General features: G+C 62.3%; 14 protein-coding genes. 7 read left to right on the top strand and 7 right to left on the bottom strand.

Annotated elements, in window-relative coordinates; translation table 11 throughout:
- Window positions 1–108: 108 nt before the first annotated feature.
- Window positions 109–1,281 carry a 4-hydroxybenzoate 3-monooxygenase gene (pobA, locus tag B5P46_RS15940; RefSeq protein ID WP_129419502.1) on the bottom strand — a complete coding sequence of 391 codons (1,173 nt, stop codon included), beginning with the start codon at window positions 1,279–1,281 and terminating at the stop codon, window positions 109–111.
- A gap of 117 nt (window positions 1,282–1,398) precedes the next feature.
- On the opposite strand from pobA, the gene B5P46_RS15935 reads away from it, so the two are divergent.
- Window positions 1,399–2,289: a helix-turn-helix domain-containing protein gene (locus B5P46_RS15935; protein ID WP_129419501.1), complete on the top strand. Its 891-nt coding sequence runs from the start codon at window positions 1,399–1,401 to the stop codon at window positions 2,287–2,289.
- 68 nt (window positions 2,290–2,357) lie between these two features.
- On the opposite strand, the gene B5P46_RS15930 is transcribed toward B5P46_RS15935, so the two are convergent.
- The 3 genes from B5P46_RS15930 to B5P46_RS15920 all read right to left on the bottom strand — a co-directional run bounded on the left by B5P46_RS15930 (window position 2,358) and on the right by B5P46_RS15920 (window position 6,350).
- The gene (locus tag B5P46_RS15930) at window positions 2,358–2,636 is read right to left on the bottom strand and encodes a hypothetical protein (protein ID WP_129419500.1); all 279 of its coding nucleotides are present in this window, start codon (window positions 2,634–2,636) and stop codon (window positions 2,358–2,360) included.
- Between the two features lie 79 nt (window positions 2,637–2,715).
- Window positions 2,716–5,100 (bottom strand): phosphoketolase family protein, encoded by a 2,385-nt coding sequence (locus tag B5P46_RS15925; RefSeq protein WP_129419499.1) that lies wholly within the window; start codon window positions 5,098–5,100, stop codon window positions 2,716–2,718.
- Between the two features lie 71 nt (window positions 5,101–5,171).
- A complete protein-coding gene (locus B5P46_RS15920; protein ID WP_129419498.1) occupies window positions 5,172–6,350 on the bottom strand; it encodes an acetate/propionate family kinase in 1,179 nt (392 codons plus the stop codon).
- A gap of 280 nt (window positions 6,351–6,630) precedes the next feature.
- On the opposite strand from B5P46_RS15920, the gene B5P46_RS15915 reads away from it, so the two are divergent.
- Window positions 6,631–8,232: an inorganic phosphate transporter gene (locus B5P46_RS15915; protein WP_129419497.1), complete on the top strand. Its 1,602-nt coding sequence runs from the start codon at window positions 6,631–6,633 to the stop codon at window positions 8,230–8,232.
- Window positions 8,233–8,241: 9 nt separating this feature from the next.
- Here B5P46_RS15915 and B5P46_RS15910 read toward each other — a convergent pair whose 3' ends face one another.
- Window positions 8,242–9,813: a putative bifunctional diguanylate cyclase/phosphodiesterase gene (locus B5P46_RS15910; RefSeq protein ID WP_129419496.1), complete on the bottom strand. Its 1,572-nt coding sequence runs from the start codon at window positions 9,811–9,813 to the stop codon at window positions 8,242–8,244.
- Between the two features lie 417 nt (window positions 9,814–10,230).
- The gene (locus tag B5P46_RS15905) at window positions 10,231–10,785 is read right to left on the bottom strand and encodes a histidine phosphatase family protein (protein ID WP_129419495.1); all 555 of its coding nucleotides are present in this window, start codon (window positions 10,783–10,785) and stop codon (window positions 10,231–10,233) included.
- Window positions 10,786–11,018: 233 nt separating this feature from the next.
- On the opposite strand from B5P46_RS15905, the gene B5P46_RS15900 reads away from it, so the two are divergent.
- The 3 genes from B5P46_RS15900 to B5P46_RS15885 all read left to right on the top strand — a co-directional run bounded on the left by B5P46_RS15900 (window position 11,019) and on the right by B5P46_RS15885 (window position 13,003).
- Window positions 11,019–11,228 carry a CbtB domain-containing protein gene (locus B5P46_RS15900; RefSeq protein WP_003542661.1) on the top strand — a complete coding sequence of 70 codons (210 nt, stop codon included), beginning with the start codon at window positions 11,019–11,021 and terminating at the stop codon, window positions 11,226–11,228.
- A gap of 115 nt (window positions 11,229–11,343) precedes the next feature.
- Complete coding sequence (locus tag B5P46_RS15890) at window positions 11,344–12,078, top strand: CbtA family protein (RefSeq protein WP_129419494.1); 735 nt, start codon at window positions 11,344–11,346, stop codon at window positions 12,076–12,078.
- Between the two features lie 295 nt (window positions 12,079–12,373).
- Window positions 12,374–13,003 (top strand): hypothetical protein, encoded by a 630-nt coding sequence (locus tag B5P46_RS15885; protein WP_129419493.1) that lies wholly within the window; start codon window positions 12,374–12,376, stop codon window positions 13,001–13,003.
- Here B5P46_RS15885 and B5P46_RS15880 read toward each other — a convergent pair.
- Window positions 12,988–13,650 (bottom strand): sulfite oxidase-like oxidoreductase, encoded by a 663-nt coding sequence (locus tag B5P46_RS15880; RefSeq protein WP_129419492.1) that lies wholly within the window; start codon window positions 13,648–13,650, stop codon window positions 12,988–12,990. The genes B5P46_RS15885 and B5P46_RS15880 overlap by 16 nt on opposite strands.
- A 185-nt stretch (window positions 13,651–13,835) precedes the next feature.
- On the opposite strand from B5P46_RS15880, the gene B5P46_RS15875 reads away from it, so the two are divergent.
- A complete protein-coding gene (locus B5P46_RS15875; RefSeq protein ID WP_129419491.1) occupies window positions 13,836–15,638 on the top strand; it encodes a sensor histidine kinase in 1,803 nt (600 codons plus the stop codon).
- The gene (locus B5P46_RS15870; RefSeq protein WP_017961950.1) at window positions 15,635–16,969 is read left to right on the top strand and encodes a sigma-54-dependent transcriptional regulator; all 1,335 of its coding nucleotides are present in this window, start codon (window positions 15,635–15,637) and stop codon (window positions 16,967–16,969) included. The genes B5P46_RS15875 and B5P46_RS15870 overlap by 4 nt, the downstream gene beginning before the upstream one ends.

The raw sequence follows: 16,969 nt of genomic DNA, 5'->3' as shown, positions 1-16,969 counted from the left end.
TACCGTAATCCATAACTGTACAATTATGATTGTATGTCGAAGAGCGGAACTATCGGCGGCCGGTTCTACGGTCGAATTCTGGTCAATGGCCCACCTCAGACAACCCTATCAGAATGGCAGTCCCACATAGTTCTCCGCAAGCGCCGTCGAGGCGGCGCGGGAGTGGGTGAGATAATCGAGCTCCGCCTCCTGGATCTTCTGGTCGAAATCACCGGTATCCGGAAAACGATGCATCATCGTCGTCATCCACCAGGAAAACCGCACGGCTTTCCACACGCGGGCGAGCGCCTTCTGCGAATAGGCGTCTATCCCACTATTCGAGCCTTCGCGGTAATGCTCGATCAGCCCGGAGAAAAGGTAATGGACGTCGCTGGCGGCAAGATTCAGTCCCTTGGCGCCGGTCGGCGGGACGATATGGGCAGCGTCGCCGACCAGGAAAAGCCGGCCGAAACGCATCGGCTCGGCGACGAAAGAGCGCAGCGGAGCGATCGATTTCTCGAAAGACGGCGCGGTCGCCAAGGCCTGGGCGTGATGCACCGGCAGGCGCCGTCTCAGTTCGTCCCAGAATCGGTCGTCGCTCCAGCCCTCAATCTTCTCGTCGAGTGCGCATTGGATGTAGTAGCGGCTGCGGGTCGCCGAGCGCATTGAACAGAGCGCAAAGCCCCTTGGATGGTTGGCGTAGATCAGCTCATGGCTGACAGGCGCCACGTCGGCAAGGACCCCCAACCAGCCAAAGGGATAGACCTTCTCGAAACTCCTGATCGCCCGTTCCGGGACGGCCTTGCGGCTGGCGCCGTGAAACCCGTCGCAGCCGGCGATGAAGTCACAATCGATGCGCTTGGCAACACCGTCTTTCACATAGGTGACGAAGGGAGAATGGTCGTCGAAGTCATGCGGCGCGACATCGACGGCATCGTAGATCGACAGGGAGCCGCTTTCTTCGCGCCGCTCCATGAGATCGCGCGTCACCTCGGTCTGTCCATAAACCGTAACACGCCTGCCGCCGGTCAGTTCGTGAAGGTCAATGCGATGGTCGCGTCCGTCGAAGGCCAATGAGAAACCGTCATGCGGCAGGCCTTCGGCGTGCAGCCGCGTCCCGGCTTTTGCCTGATCCAGCAGCCCGACGGTGCCTTCCTCCAGAACGCCAGCGCGAACCCGGCCGAGGATGTAATCCTTGTTCACACGATCGAGAATGACATTGTCGATGCCGGCTTCGGTCAGTAGTTGGCCGAGCAGCAGGCCGGATGGTCCAGAACCGATGATGGCGACCTGCGTTCGCAACTGCTGCCTCCCTGCATTTTTGTGTTTTGCCAGATTCTGCCGTGTCGTCCCTGCTGCAGCAATGGACATTCCGGCCAAAAAATTGCACTAATCGAACATTGGTGCCGGACGATCCCCATGAGCAGACACGTTCCTACCTATGAACTCTACGGCGAAAAGACCGGGCGAGAACCGGTTTTTTGGGTGCATTGCGAAACAATTCGCTCTCGCAGCAGTTTGCATCAATGGGAGATCCGCCCGCACCGTCACGAGAGTTTCTTTCAGATATTGCACATCGAAGGCGGTTCGGGCGATGCGATCTTCGGCGAAAAGAGCCATGCCATCCGTCCGCCGGCCATCATCACCGTGCCGCCCGGGCTCAATCACGGCTTTCGCTTTTCACGCGATATCGATGGCTTGGTGATCACCCTGTTGAGATCCCATCTCAGCCATCCGCCCGGCGACCGAAGCCAGCTCGGCGAATGGCTGGCGGCGCCACATCTGACGCCGCTCGATCCCGATAATGCCGAGGCCGCCTATGTCATGCAGACGTTGAGGCGGCTGGGCGACGAATTCGAAAACCGCCGCAGCGGCCGCAACGAGGCGTTGGCCGCCTATGTCGCCTTGGCGCTGCGGCTGACGGCGAGGATTTCCCATGATGGGAATGCGCACGAGCTTCCGGCAAACGAGAACGAGCGGCGTATGGACATGCTGAGCGAGCTCATCCAGCAGCATTTTCGGTCACACAAGCCCGCGTCCTTCTACGCCAGGGAGCTTGGGCTTTCCCCGACGCATCTCACCCGCATCGTCCGGTCGATGACCGGCAACACGCCGCATGAATTGATCGCCGGCAAACTCGTCGAAGAGGCGAAACGCCAGCTGGTTTTTACACTGGGCAGCGTTCAGGAGATCGGATTTCGGCTCGGCTTTGCCGACCCCGGCTATTTCTCGCGCTTCTTTTTTAAATATACGGGAGAAACACCGCGGGTCTGGCGCATGAAGGAAAAAGTCCGGCTCGAACGTGCATAGGATTCCGGCATTCCGGGTGCTACGCGTTCGCGGGCAGGCATCCGCGAGGACGCCCGGTGGGGATCGACTTACCAGGCTTCGACGCCGTCTTCCGTGTTACGGGCGCGTTCGCCGGCGCGGGTCTCGTATGCGTCTCGTTGCTCAGCTGACTTGACGGCATCGCCTGAGCCATCGCGCTGGGCTTCGGGCGTCATGTAGAAGGCGAGCGCCTTTTCCAGCCGGGCGGCGGTAAGCGTGGCAGCGAAACTTTTCATGTCGTTTCCTCGGTCGACGGCCTTGAAGCTTGCCCGAGACACATAGCCTACGATGCGGTCTTGCAGGAACAGTGCGCCGAGGGTTTTCACCAACTTTAGACTTTGCTTGACGATCGCTTCCGCCGGATGATCTCCGCCGACCAGTTCCGTGCGATTCGGTTTGGTTTTCGCTTCACGCCATCGGCCATGTCCAGTTCCGCACCTCCGGCATGTCCTCACCATATTCGCGGACATAGTCGTGATGTTCCGCAAGCTTGCCACGGAAGGCGGCGAGCGCTTCTCCTGCCTTTTCCTTCAGGCCCGGCACACGCTCGATCGCTTCGATGGCGAGGTGGAAGCGGTCGAGTTCGTTGAGGACGGTCATGTCGAAGGGGGTCGTCGTCGTGCCTTCCTCGATGAAGCCGCGGACGTGGATGTTGCGGTGGTTGGTGCGTTTATAGGTCAGGCGGTGGATGAGATAGGGATAGCCGTGATAGGCGAAAATGACAGGCTTGTCGGCGGTGAAGATCGCATCGAATGCCTCGTCGGTCAGGCCGTGCGGATGCTGATCCCTGGATTGCAGTGCCAGGAGATCGACGACGTTGACGGTGCGGATCTTCAGTTCCGGAATGGCACGGCGCAGCAGGTCGACGGCGGCGAGCGTCTCCATGGTCGGCACGTCGCCGGCGCAGGCCATGACGAGATCGGGCAGGATCGTGTCGTCCTCGTTGCTCGCCCAGTGCCAGATGCCGATGCCGGCCTCGCAATGTTTCACCGCCTCGTCCATCGATAGCCATTGCGGCTCCGGCTGCTTGCCGGCGATGATGACATTGATGCGGTCATAGGTGCGCAGGCAATGGTCGCCGACCCAAAGCAGGGTGTTGGCATCCGGCGGCAGGTAGATGCGGACGATATCGGCATTCTTGTTGGCGATGAGGTCGACGAAGCCGGGATCCTGATGGCTGAAGCCGTTGTGGTCCTGACGCCAGACATGCGAGGTCAGCAGGTAATTCAGCGACGAGATCGGCTTTCTCCACGCGAGTTCCCGCGTCACCTTCAGCCACTTGGCGTGCTGGTTGAACATGGAATCGATGATGTGGATGAAGGCCTCGTAGCAGGAGAAGAGGCCGTGGCGGCCGGTCAGCAAATAGCCTTCCAGCCAGCCCTGGCAGAGATGTTCGCTCAGCACCTCCATGACACGTCCATCTCGGGACAAGTGGACGTCGTAGGGTTCGATACGCTCCATCCAGACACGGTCGGTGACTTCGAAGACGCTGCCGAGGCGGTTCGATTCGGTCTCGTCGGGGCCGAAGATACGGAAGTTGGCGGCATCGGCGTTGCGCTTCATCGTGTCGCGCAGATAATGGCCGAGGATTTCCGTCGATTGCACCATGGCGCTGCCGCGCTTGCCGATATCGACCGCATAGTCGCGGAAATCGGGAACATCGAGTTCCTTGCGCAGCAAGCCGCCATTGGCATGCGGATTGGCGCCCATGCGGCGCTCGCCGACGGGGGCTAGCGCCCGCAGTTCGGGTTTCAGCCGGCCGTCGTTGCCAAAGAGGTCCTCCGGATCATAGCCACGCATCCAGTCCTCGAGGATCTTGCGATGCCCTTCATTCTCGCGGCAGTTGGAGACCGGGACCTGGTGGGAGCGCCAGAAGCCTTCGACCTTCTTGCCGTCGACTTCCTTCGGTCCCGTCCAGCCCTTCGGGCTGCGCAGCACGATCATCGGCCAGCGCGGGCAGATATCGGGTGCCTTGCCCTTGCGGGCTTCCTCCTGGATTTCGTGGATGCGGTCGAAGACCCTGTCGAAAGTTGTGGCCATCTGCTGGTGCATGTCGCGCGGCTCGTGACCCTCGACGAAGAAGGGCTCATAGCCGTAGCCTTCAAAGAGGCTCTGCAAATCCTCGTGACTGGCGCGGCCAAGAATGGTCGGATTGGCGATCTTGTAGCCGTTCAGATGCAGGATCGGCAGCACGGCACCATCGCGGGCGGGGTTCAGAAACTTGTTGGAATGCCAGCTCGCAGCCAGTGGCCCGGTTTCGGCTTCCCCGTCGCCGACGACGCAGGCAACGATCAGATCGGGATTGTCGAAGGCGGCGCCATAGGCATGGACGAGGGCGTAGCCGAGTTCGCCGCCCTCGTGGATCGAGCCGGGCGTTTCGGGTGCCGCATGGCTCGGAATGCCGCCGGGGAAGGAGAATTGCCGAAAGAGCTTGCGCATGCCTTCGGCATCCTCGGAGATATCGGGATAGATCTCGCTGTAGATGCCTTCGAGATAGGTGTTGGCGACCATGCCCGGCCCGCCATGGCCGGGGCCGCACATGTAGATGATATCGAGGTCGCGAGCGCGGATGAGACGGTTCAGATGCGCATAGATGAAGTTGAGGCCGGGTGTCGTGCCCCAATGGCCGAGCAGGCGGGGCTTGATGTGCTCTGGATTCAGCGGCTCGCGCAGCAGCGGATTGGCCAGCAGATAGATCTGGCCGATGGAGAGATAATTGGCGGCGCGCCAATAGCGGTCGATCAGGGTGAGTTCGGCATCGTTAAGGGCGGCGGTCGAGACATGCTTTTCCATGGGTTTCTCCCGTTCGAAAACGTCTTCAACGTCAATTCTACCGGCTGATGCCGGCAAGCTGTTGATCTGGATCAGCCACTGCCAAGAACGGACAGCGCCTCCTCGGCGATGATCTGCTCCTCATCGGTGGCGATGACATGGGCGGCGATGCCGCTTTCCGGCGTGCTAATCGTGAAATCATTGGCAGCATTGGCCTTTTCGTCGATTGCAAAGCCAAGCCAGGACAGCCGCTTGGCGACGCTAGCGCGGATCTCCGGCTGATGCTCGCCGATGCCGGCGGTGAAGACGATGGCGTCAAGGCCCCCAAGCGTCGCCGCCATGCGGCCGATTTCGCCGGCAATGCGCAGCGTGAAGAGGTCGATCGCCTGGCGCGCCTCCGGCCGTCCGTCCTTCAGCAGGTCGCGCGTATCGGCGCTGATGCCGGAGACGCCGAGCAGGCCTGAGCGGTGATAGAGCAGGTCCTCGATCTCTTCGAAGGATTGTTTCCTCTGACCGGCCAGATGCAGGACGATGCCGGGATCGAGCCAGCCCGGGCGCGTCGCCATCGGGATGCCGTCGAGCGTCGAAAAGCCCATGCTGCAATCGCGGCTGACGCCGTCATCCAGCGCACAGAGGCTGGCGCCGCTGCCGAGATGGGCGACGACCACCTTTGCCGCGCGCGGCGCCTTGCGGCGAAGCTCTCCGGCGATGAATTTATAGGAGAGGCCGTGGAAACCGTAGCGCTTGATGCCCTCGTCATGCAGCGCGCGGGGAATGGCGAAGCGGCGAACGAGATCGTCCTGCGTGGCGTGAAAAGCCGTGTCGAAGGAGGCCGTCTGGGCAAGATGCGGTTTCAGATGCCGGAGGGCGCGGATGAAACGCAGCGCCTGCGGCTGGTGCAGGGGCGCAAGCGAGGTCAGCGCATCGACGGCATCGATTGCGGCGGCGTCGAGGGCGATCGCTCTGGTGAAGCGGTTGCCGCCATGGACGACACGGTGGCCGGCAGCACGCGTCGCGGTCATGTCGAAGTGATCGGCGAGACGCGCGAAGGTCTCATCGATGACGCCGTGCAGGTCTTCCGTCACCTCGGCCTTCAACGGCATCTCGACTATCTGCTGTCCTTTTGTCAGGCCGAGCGAGAGCGGTTCGGCGCGAAAATCGATGACGCCCTTGCCGATGTGCCGCGCCTTGGAGCCGTCTATCGCGAAGATGCCGATCTTGATCGTGGAGGAGCCGGCGTTGAAGGTCAGCAGGAGGTCGGTCGATGACATGTCCTCTCAGACTCCGTGTGGAGGTGACGATGGCCGAACTTAGTGCCGGGGCCTTGGACGGAAAGGTATCTCATCGCCATTCCCGCATTTTTGTCGCTGCCCGGCCTATGGATTGTGCCGCGGCATCGCTCATGAACGTGCCGGGATGGAGGCATGTGACAGTGAATATTGCCCGATGTCAGTGCCTTACGGGGCGGGCCGGATGGGGCGTCATGAGAGCTTCACGCGGCGGAATTATTAACAAAAGGCAAATTTGCAAAACGGAATAAGGAACTATGCCATGGCCGATATTGCCCCCAGCCAGGTTCATAGCGACGCTTCCCACCCGCTCCACAGTTCGAATTCGGCCAACAAGTGGTTCTTGCCGCTGTTCGCGCTCGTTCTGGTTTGCGGCCTTGGATATGTCGCCTATGCACTCGCCCGCGACCTGACAACTGCAGTTGCCGTTCCCTGGATTCTCCTAGGTCTTGCGCTGCTCATCGCGCTCGGCTTCGAGTTCGTCAACGGTTTTCATGATACGGCAAATGCCGTCGCCACCGTGATCTACACCCGTTCCATGCCGGCGGAATTCGCCGTCATCTGGTCCGGCTTCTTCAACTTCCTCGGCGTGCTGACCTCGAGCGGCGCCGTCGCCTTCGGTATTCTGGCGCTGCTGCCGGTGGAACTGATCCTGCAGGTCGGTTCCGGCTCCGGCCTTGCCATGGTTTTCGCGCTGCTGATTGCCGCGATCGTCTGGAACCTCGGCACCTGGTATCTCGGCCTGCCGTCGTCGAGTTCGCACACGCTGGTCGGCTCGATCATCGGCGTCGGCCTCGCCAATCAGTTCCTGGCGCCGGCAGGCACTGCGACCAGCGGCGTCGACTGGTCGCAGGCGACCAATATCGGCCTGTCGCTTTTGATCTCTCCGCTGATCGGCTTCGGCCTGTCCGCTGTTCTCCTGCTGGTCATGAAGCTTCTGGTGCGCAACAAGGCGCTCTATGCAGAGCCGAAGGGCAACCAGCCGCCGCCGCTCTGGATCCGCTCCATCCTGATCTTCACCTGCACCGGCGTCAGCTTCGCCCACGGCTCCAACGACGGCCAGAAGGGCATGGGCCTCATCATGCTTATCCTGATCGGCCTGGTGCCGACGGCTTTCGCGCTGAACCGCACGCCCGATGTCAACTATCTCGAAGCCTATAAGTCGGCATCGGCCCAGGTGGAAACCGCGCTCGGCAAATATGTAAAGCCTGGCGTGACGGTTACCGACTACAAGGTCGAGGTCAGCAACGCCGTCAAGAACAAGACCTGGACGGATGCGACGACGCTGGCTCTGCAGCAATATATCCACCAGACCAGTGCTGAAGTCGCCGGTTTCCCGACGCTCGAGGCTGTGCCGACCAATCTCGTCGGCAACGTCCGCAACGACATCTACCTGATCGGCGAGGCGCTGAAGCTGATTGACAAGCAGAAGCTGCTGCCGATGGATGCCGGCGACCTCAGCGCGGTGACGAACTACCACAAGGCGGTCGACAACGCGACGAAGTTCATCCCGCTCTGGGTGAAGGTGGCGGTCGCGATCGCGCTCGGCCTCGGCACGATGGTGGGCTGGAAGCGCATCGTCGTCACCGTCGGCGAAAAGATCGGCAAGACGCATCTGACCTATGGTCAGGGCGAGGCAGCCGAAGTCGTGGCGATGGTCACCATCGCTTCGGCCGACCATCTCGGCCTGCCGGTCTCGACCACGCATGTGCTGTCATCAGGCGTTGCCGGCACCATGGCGGCGAACGGCTCCGGCCTGCAATGGTCGACCGTGCGCAACATGCTGATGGCCTGGGTGCTGACGCTGCCGGCCTCGATTGCGATCGCGTTCGTGCTCTTCGTGATCCTGCGTCAGGTTTTTTAGATCATTTGGTCAGCCCGTCGAAGCCAGACGGGTATTACGATCATTGATGAAGATGCCCGCCTCGGCGGCGGGCATCGCCTTGCCGAAAAGATAGCCCTGGCCGATATCGCAGCCGAGCTGCAGCAGGAAGGCGAGCTGGCCGTGCTCCTCGATGCCTTCGGCCGTCGTCTTGATGTTGAGGCTCCTGCCGAGGCCGAGCATGGCGCGGACGATCTTCTCCTGGCGCTCGTCGTCGCGATAGGTGGCGATGAAGCTTTTGTCGATCTTGATCTTGTCGAAACGATAGCGGGCGAGCTGGGCGAGGCTCGAATAGCCCGTGCCGAAATCGTCGAGCGCGATCTGGATGCCGGCGGCGTGCAGCTCGTCGAGAATAAGCGCGGCGATGGCGGGATCCTGGATCAGCGCGTTTTCGGTGATCTCCACTTCCAGACGCTGCGGCGGCAGCCGGCTTGCCGAAAGAACCTTGAGAATGCGCGACGTCAACAATTTGTCTTCCATCTGCACCGGCGAGACGTTGAAGGACAACATCACATGCTCTGGCCAGGTGAGGGCGTCGCTGCAGGCCTGGGTGAGAAGGTCCTCGAACAATGCGGTGATCATGCCGGTTTCCTCGGCGATATCGATGAAGACCGGCGGCGGAATGTTGACGCCGTCGTCGCCGATCCAACGCGCTAAGGCCTCGAAGCCGCAGAGCTGGCCGGTCTTCAGGTCGATCAGCGGCTGATAGAAGGGCTTGATCGCCTTGTTGGAGATTGCGGCGCGCAGCCTGGTTTCCAGCGCGGCGCGTTCCGTTACCTTGTCCTGCATCGAAGGTTCGAAGACGAGGTAGTGGTTAGGCCCGCGTGATTTCGCCTCGTACATGGCGAGGTCGGCACGGTGGGCGGCATCTTCCAGCGGCTCGGCTCCCTCCGCCCAGCGGTCATAGCCGACGCTGGCGCCGACTTCGACGGCAAAGCCATCGATATGGATCGGCCGGGTGACGGCCTGGATCAGCAGCTTGGCAAAACGCTCCTCGCGTTGCGCCGTCAGGGCGAAGGCGACGATGATGAATTCGTCGCCGCCGAAGCGATAGACGCAATCGGCATTGCCGAGCGCGCAGATGCGTCTGGCAACCTCGATCAACAGGACGTCGCCGCCTTTGTGGCCGACCAGATCGTTGACCTTCTTGAAGCCGTCGAGGTCGACGGAGAAGATGGTGACGTTGCGGTCCCACTCCTCGATCTCGGCCTCGTCGTCCTTGATCGGCCGTGAGAGGATCTTGCGCTCGAAGGCGTATCGGTTCGGCAGCTTGGTGAGATGGTCGTGGGTTGCGGTCCAATCGGCTTTGGCCTGGGCGGCGGCGCGCAGTTCCATTTCCTTACGCAGGTCGGCGATGCGCAGCACCGAATAGATGAAGCTCATGGCGCCGGCGATGCCGAGCGCCAGAACGAGCTTGTCGGCGCCGTACTCGCCGAAACCGGTCATGAAGGCGACCAGGCTGTCGTCGAGCTGCAGCAGCGTGCCGAGGAGCCAGAGGGTTACCCCAAATCCAACAATCGACACACATTGCCTTCCGGCCCTGCTTTGGAAAAACACCGGCATTATGCCTTCTCCATCTCCACCTTCACGGAAATATCATGAAAGTCTGAAATGTTTGTTGAAACCAGAAGGCGAATTATCGGAGGCGGCAGCCTGTTGCTGTGCCGCAGAGAGACCCGACAGGGCTTGGAGGGAACCACGGCGTCGATGCGGGAAAAAAACGAAGGCGAGCGTGCAATTGCATCGCTCGCCCTTTCTCGTGCTTCAGGCGGTGACGATCAGCAGCGGAACGCTGACGATGAGACCGACCAGAACCGTGACTGTGGCGACACGCATGAAACGCAGGCGTCGCGTGCGCTCGCCACTCCAATCATATGTCATTCTTCCATCTCCTTGGGACAAGGAAGTAGTCCCCGCAAAGCCGGGTTCAACAGAGATGACGCGATTTGCTTGTGCAAAGCTGGATAAGATCAGCAGTCTCTAATGCTGGAAGCGCAGAGACCAGCGCTGTCCGTTGCTGGTCATGCGGATGACGGAAAGCGGCTCGACGTCGCTCAACCAGAAGGAGGAAAGCGGCGCCTGCAGCACATGCACGATCGCTGCCCGGATGACGGCCGCATGGCTGATTGCAATGACGTGGCCGCCGAGGACGGTCTGGCCATCCATCCAGCCGGCGATGCGCTTGCGCAGATCAATAAGACTCTCGCCGCCATGCGGGACCGCTTCCGGATCGCTCATCCAGCCCATGAAGTTCTCCGGCTCTTCGGTTCCGATCGCCGCGATCGACCTGCCGGCCCAGCGGCCATGGTCGCAGTCGCAAAGCGCCTGATCTATCCGGGCTTCGAGGCGGAGCGCGTCAGCAGTCTGACGGGCGCGCAAGGCGGGGCTCGTGGCAATACGGTCGGCGCGGGGCGGGGCGATCATCCTGCCGGCCTCCTCCACTGCCTTGTCCTCCAGCGGTTCGTCGAGCGGGAACAGGGCCTTGCGACTTGCTGCCGTCGCGCCATGGCAGATCCAGGTGAGGCGCGTGTTCACGGTCGTTCTTGTCTCCCGGAATGCGGCGACAGCGTCCTTCGCCGGCTTGTGAAGTTTCGTTGACAGTCTCTTCGGCGTGCAGATATAACCGTGCTGTTGCGGGTTTGGAAGCCGGTGTAAGTCCGGCGCGGTCGCGCCACTGTGACCAGCGTGTCGAAAGCTCTTCGCGCTGGAAGTCAGACCCTACTGCACAAGCACTCTTTCGACTGAACGCGTCATTCCCGGAGGAATACATGTCTGACACCACTTTCGCGCCCGTTGCTGTACCGGCGCCGATCCCTGTAGGAGAGATCCTGCCCTGGGCGATCTTCGGCGGCCTGCTGATGCTCATCGTCCTCTATTTCGTCGGCACCGAGGAAGGCGCGATGGCGCTGTTCAACGGCATGTATGTGCACGAATTCGTGCATGACGGCCGCCATCTCCTCGGCTTTCCCTGCCACTAAAGCGCGTCGCGATCTTTCAGATTCGCTCATCGCGCTTTAGGTTTTGTTTTTACGCATGTCGTTATCGCAAAACCGCTGCACACTTTTGCGCGACATGCTTTAAGGAGTTCCTGACATGGTTGGAAACCTTCTGCTTCGCGGCATGCTCGCGGGCCTGATTGCGGGCATCCTCGTTTTCGCTTTCGCCCATACCTTCGGCGAGCCGCTGGTCGATGCGGCGATCGCCTTTGAGGAGGCGAGCGCCCAGGCGGCCGGCGAAGCTGCCGACCCTGAAATCGTCAGCCGCGCCACGCAGGCCGGTCTTGGCCTTTTCACCGGCGTCATGGCCTACAGCGTCGCCGTCGGCGGGCTCTTCGCGCTCGCCTTCGCCTTCGTGCATGGTCGCTTCAGCCGCCTTTCGGCGCGCGGCACCTCGGCCGTCATCGCCATTGCCGCCTTCGTGGCGGTCGTGCTTGTTCCCAGCATCAAATATCCCGCCACTCCGCCGGCGGTCGGCAATCCCGACACGATAGGCGTCAGAACCGAACTGTTCTTCCTGATGATCGTCGTTTCGCTTGCCGCACTCATTGCCGCGGTGGCGCTGTCACGTCGTCTCTCCGAGCGCTTCGGTCCCTGGAACGGCGCGACCATCGCCGGCGTCGCCTATCTCGTCTTCATCGGCCTCGTGCTCTATCTGCTGCCGCCGATCAACGAGGTGCCGGAGAACTTTTCGGCGATGGTGCTCTGGGGCTTCCGCACGACCTCGCTCGGCATGCATGCGATCCTCTGGGCAACGCTCGGCCTCGCCTTCGGGGCGCTGGCGGAAAAGCGGCTTGCCGTTAAGGTCGGGCTGCGGCCGGCGTTTCGGTGATCGGGCGTACCGAGGCTGCCGCTTGCTACCCCTTCTCCCCAGCGGGGGAAGGTGGCCCGAAGGGTCGGATGAGGGGCCCACACGGCACGCCCTATATGTTGCCCTTCGCTTGCGCTCAGTGCATTCGCGGCTTTGCCGCTCACCCCCTCATCTGCCTGCCGGCACCGACCGGGGTCGAGCCGCGGGTCTCGACCCGTCCTTCGGACCCCCGCTGGGGAGAAGGGATATGTGGCGACGCCGTATTCCTCTCTCATCCATCAGGAAACGGAGGACCGGAATGAGGGAAGCTGGAGGGATGGCACGCTATCTCTATCGACTGCTTACCTTTCTTGGCCTCAGTGCAAGCTTGCTCTTCCTCGCCGCTGGAAGCGCTTTTGCCCATAGCCGCAGCGGCGGCGGCAGCCATGCCGGGCTGAATATCCCGCAAATCTCCCATGGCGAGATGGCTGTCATATCTGACTATCGCGGTCGGATCATCGATCTTGCATCCCGCGCCGTCGATACGAACGAGCCGTTCCGGCGCGTTCTGAACTATGCCGAAATCCAGTATTCCTACTGCCTATGGGGCCGGATGCCGGGCAGTGTGACCGATGAGGAAAGCCCGTTCAACGAATGCGCCCATGCCTATCTCGCCGCGACCAAGGCGGTCTTGCTTTCGATGCGCGAGATGCCGCGGGAGGCCGCTGCGGCGGGTGAAATCATTTCCGCGGTCGACACCGACATGGTGCGGCGCGGTCTTGCGCTCATCACCTGCCGGTTCAGCGGCGAGGCCTTCAACACCGCCGATATCGTCAAGCCGCGCTGGAGCGGGATCCCATTCCATGCCGCCAGCATGGCGTCGCTGACGGGGCTAGCCTCCTTGTTCGGCCTTGGCGTGTTTGGGCTTCGCCGTTTCTCGTGGCCGAAAGCTCAATCGTCGGAATAGCGCTGCTCGCGCCACGGATCGCCATAGATGTGGTAGCCGTTCTTTTCCCAGAAGCCGGCCTGGTCGGCAGGCATCAGCTCGATGCGGCGCAGCCATTTGGCGCTTTTCCAGAAATAGAGATGCGGCACGACGAGGCGCATCGGGCCGCCGTGCTCCGGCGTCAGCGGCAGGCCTTCCCAGGCGGTGGCGAGGATCGCATCCTCGGCGGCGAAATCGGCGAGCGGCAGGTTCGTGGTATAGCCGTCATAGCTCGTCAGCATGACGTAAGCTGCTTCCGGCTTCGGCATTGCGAGGTCAAGCAGATCGCGCGTCGAAACGCCCTTCCATTTGTTGTCGTAGCGCGACCAGGTGGTGACGCAGTGGATATCGCTCACCCCCGTGCTCTGTTCGATCGCCTGGAAGTCGGCCCAGGTGAGGGTGCGCGTCGTTTCGACGAGGCCGCGCACCTCGAGCCGCCACGTATCGGTCGAGATGACAGGCTGCTGGCCGAGGTCGAGTACCGGCCAGTTCTTGACAAGGTGCTGGCCGGGCGGCAGGCGCTCGGCTTCGGGACGGCTGATACGGCCGGTCAGGAACTTGCCCTCTGCCGCCCAGCGGCGCTTGGATGTGGTGAGTTTGCTATCGGCGGGCGTCTGGTCGTCGCTCATGGGCGGGGCCTCCTTGCGGTGCAGCAATAGGACATCTGCGCCTGCCGGGTGTCAAGTTTCGGCGGCCCCTTGGAAATCCCTGTCCACCCCTCTAAACTCGGTGCGTTGGGTATGCCTCGCTGGGGAGTGGAGGCAGAAAAGGGGAGGAGCCGGTTCTGTCTTCGAGATATCGTGCGATAGCGGCGTTGCTGGTAGTGCCGCTGATCATCTTCGCCTTCTTCACCTATGGGAGCGCGATTGCGACGCGCGCCTACATGGAGGAAGCCTCGGCGCAGGCGGGAACGGCGCTGCGCCTTGCCGTTTCGGCACTCAGCGGTCATCTCAACCGCTACGAGGCGCTGCCGGCGCTGATCGCCGATCACGACGACATCAAGGAACTGGTGAGCGCGCCTGAAGATGCGGCGCTGCGCGATGCGGCCAATCTCTATCTCAAGGAGATCAACGGGCTGCTGAAATCCTCCGATATTTATGTGGTGAAGCCAGACGGAGAGACGATCGCGGCCAGCAATTACGATGGGCCTGCAAGCTTCGTCGGGCAGAATTTCAGCTACAGGCCCTATTTCCAAGATGCGGTCGAAGGCCGGCAGGCACGATTTTACGCGCTCGGCACCACCTCGCTGAAGCGCGGCTATTATTTTGCCGCACCGATCCGAACCGGCGCGGATATTCGCGGCGTCATCGTCTTCAAAGTCGATATCGACATGATCGAATCCTCCTGGGGCGGCGGCGAATACAAGATTTTCGTTTCCGATCCGGAGGGCATCATCTTCATGTCCGGCAGCCCGGAATGGCTCTATGGCGCGATCCTGCCGCTGACGGCCGACCGCGTCGCCCGTACCGAGGCGTCGCGACGTTATGCCAATGCCAGGCTGGCGGCGCTGCCGGTGACGCGTCACCACTTCGAGCAGCATGAGCTGATGACGCTGGCCGGCGAGCGCGGTTCGAGTGAATATCTGGTGCTCTCGCATTACATGCCGGCCGAGGACTGGACGGTGAACGTGCTGATGGAGACGAGTTCCATCCGTGCCCAGGCACGCACGGCGCTTGCGGCAGTCTTTCTCTTCCTCTGTATCGCCGGGCTCGCAGTCGCGGTTCTGCGCCAGAGGCGGGCGCGGCTTGCCGAGCGCATGCAGATGCAAGCCGAAGCCCGCAACGAGCTGGAGCGGCGCGTCGAGGAGCGCACAGCCGATCTTGCCCGCGTCAACAGCCGCATCGAAGAAGAAATCGCCGAACGGCGGCTGACCGAGCAACAGCTCCGACAGACGCAGGCCGATCTGATCCAGGCGGGCAAGCTTGCCGGGCTGGGGCAGATGTCGGCTGCCCTTTCGCACGAGTTCAACCAGCCGCTCGCCGCTGCCAAGACCTATACGGACAGCGCCTCCGTTCTCATCGACCGTGGGCGGACGGAGGAGGCGCGGGACAATATCCGGCGTATCGGCGGGCTGATCGACCGTATGGCTGCGATCAGCCGGCACCTGCGCAACTTCGCCCGCAAGCCGAACGAGAAGCTCGGTCCCGTTTCCCTCGACGAGGCGATGCGCGATACGCTCGAGATTATCGCCTGGCGGCTGAAGGCGGCGGATGCCGAACTGCTTCTCGCTCTCGGGCCGCGTCCGCCGGTGGTGCGTGCCGGTTCAGTGCGTCTGCAGCAGGTGCTGGTGAACGTGATCTCGAATGCCTCCGATGCGGTGGAAGGGCTGGATGATCGGCGCATCGAGGTTTCGGCCTTCGAGGAGGCCGGCAAGGTGGTGCTGACTGTGCGGGACCACGGACCGGGCGTGCCGGCGGCGATCGCCGAGCGTATCTTCGATCCCTTCTTCACGACGAAGGGCGTCGGCAAGGGGCTCGGCCTCGGGCTTTCGATCTCCTATAACATCATCAAGGATTTCGGCGGCAGCCTTACTGCTGCCAATCATCCCGAAGGGGGCGCGGTGTTCCGCATCGAGCTGCAATCGGCGGCAGGGCTGATGCCGGAGGCAGCGGAATGAACGATGCGAAGATCCTGCTGGTTGACGACGAGGAGGAACTGCGCCGCTCGACGGCGCAGGCGCTGGAGCTCTCCGGCTTCAGTGTCGAGACCTATTCGAACGGCGACCACGTGCTGGAGCTGATCGGCTACAGCTTTCCCGGCGTCGTCGTCAGCGATATTCGCATGCCCGGCATGGACGGCATGACGCTGATGCAGAAGATCCGCGAACTCGACCCGGAGGTGCCGGTCATTCTCGTCACCGGCCACGGCGACGTTCAGCTTGCGGTGAAGGCGATGCGCGAAGGCGCCTATGATTTCATCGAGAAGCCGTTCACGCCGGAGATGCTTGCCGGCGTCATCCGCCGGGCGATGGAGCGGCGCGGCCTCGTGCTCGAAAACCGGCTGCTGAAGGCGGTTGCCGGCAAGCGCGACGATATCGAGGCGCGGCTGCCGGGGCGCACGCAGGTGATGGTGGATCTGCGCTACCGCATCCGGGCGATTGGGGCGAGCGATGCCGATACGCTGATCGTCGGAGAAACCGGTGCCGGCAAGGAGGTGGTGGCGCGGGCGCTCCACGACATCAGTGCTCGGGCGAGCCGGCCGTTCATCGCGATCAATTGCGCCGCACTGCCCGCAAACCTGATCGAGAGCGAGCTTTTCGGCCATGAGGTGGGGGCCTTTCCGGGCGCGGTGAGGCCGCGTTATGGAAAATTCGAACATGGGCGCGGCGGCACGATCCTGCTCGACGAGATCGGCTCTATGCCCTTCGACCTGCAGGCGAAGTTCCTGCGGGTGCTGCAGGAGCGGGTGATCTCCAGGCTCGGTTCGAACGAGGTGGTGGCGCTCGACGTGCGCTTCATCGCGACAAGCAAGGTCGACCTGGAGGCGGAGGTGGCGGCGGGGCGCTTTCGCGCCGACCTCTTCTATCGGCTGAATGTCGCGACGCTACACGTGCCGTCGCTGTCGCAGCGGCGGGCGGATGTTCCGCTGCTTTTCCTGCAGCTGGTGCGGGAAGCGGCGGCCCGCTACGGCCGCGACGAGATGGCCGTGCCGCCAGACGTGATTTCCGACATTGCTCAACGCGACTGGCCCGGCAATGTGCGTGAGCTGAGGAATGCCGCCGACCGTCTGGTCCTCGGTCTCGACAATGGCGGGCGGCAAGCCGAGGAGGCAACCGGGCTTGCGGAGCGCGTCGCCGAATTCGAACGCGGGGTCATTGCCAGCGCGCTGGTGGCGCATGGCGGCAGCCTCAGGCCGGTCTATGAGTCGCTCGGCATTTCCCGGAAGACCCTCTACGAAAAGATGCAGAAATATGGTCTCGACAAGCGGATGCTGACCACCGAAAGCTAG

This window comes from Rhizobium leguminosarum (assembly GCF_004123835.1).
Classification (GTDB): Bacteria; Pseudomonadota; Alphaproteobacteria; order Rhizobiales; family Rhizobiaceae; genus Rhizobium; species Rhizobium leguminosarum_M.
This window is presented reverse-complemented; position numbering and strand designations above follow the sequence as displayed.

Excerpts from the sequence above, each read along its gene's own strand:
- B5P46_RS15890 (WP_129419494.1), top strand. The coding sequence starts at position 11,344 with ATGGTTGGAAACCTTCTGCTTCGCGGCATGCTCGCGGGCCTGATTGCG.
- B5P46_RS15925 (WP_129419499.1), bottom strand. The coding sequence starts at position 5,100 with ATGGAAAAGCATGTCTCGACCGCCGCCCTTAACGATGCCGAACTCACC.
- B5P46_RS15870 (WP_017961950.1), top strand. The coding sequence starts at position 15,635 with ATGAACGATGCGAAGATCCTGCTGGTTGACGACGAGGAGGAACTGCGC.
- B5P46_RS15935 (WP_129419501.1), top strand. The coding sequence starts at position 1,399 with ATGAGCAGACACGTTCCTACCTATGAACTCTACGGCGAAAAGACCGGG.
- B5P46_RS15885 (WP_129419493.1), top strand. The coding sequence starts at position 12,374 with ATGGCACGCTATCTCTATCGACTGCTTACCTTTCTTGGCCTCAGTGCA.
- B5P46_RS15920 (WP_129419498.1), bottom strand. The coding sequence starts at position 6,350 with ATGTCATCGACCGACCTCCTGCTGACCTTCAACGCCGGCTCCTCCACG.
- B5P46_RS15880 (WP_129419492.1), bottom strand. The coding sequence starts at position 13,650 with ATGAGCGACGACCAGACGCCCGCCGATAGCAAACTCACCACATCCAAG.
- B5P46_RS15910 (WP_129419496.1), bottom strand. The coding sequence starts at position 9,813 with ATGCCGGTGTTTTTCCAAAGCAGGGCCGGAAGGCAATGTGTGTCGATT.
- B5P46_RS15900 (WP_003542661.1), top strand. The coding sequence starts at position 11,019 with ATGTCTGACACCACTTTCGCGCCCGTTGCTGTACCGGCGCCGATCCCT.
- B5P46_RS15915 (WP_129419497.1), top strand. The coding sequence starts at position 6,631 with ATGGCCGATATTGCCCCCAGCCAGGTTCATAGCGACGCTTCCCACCCG.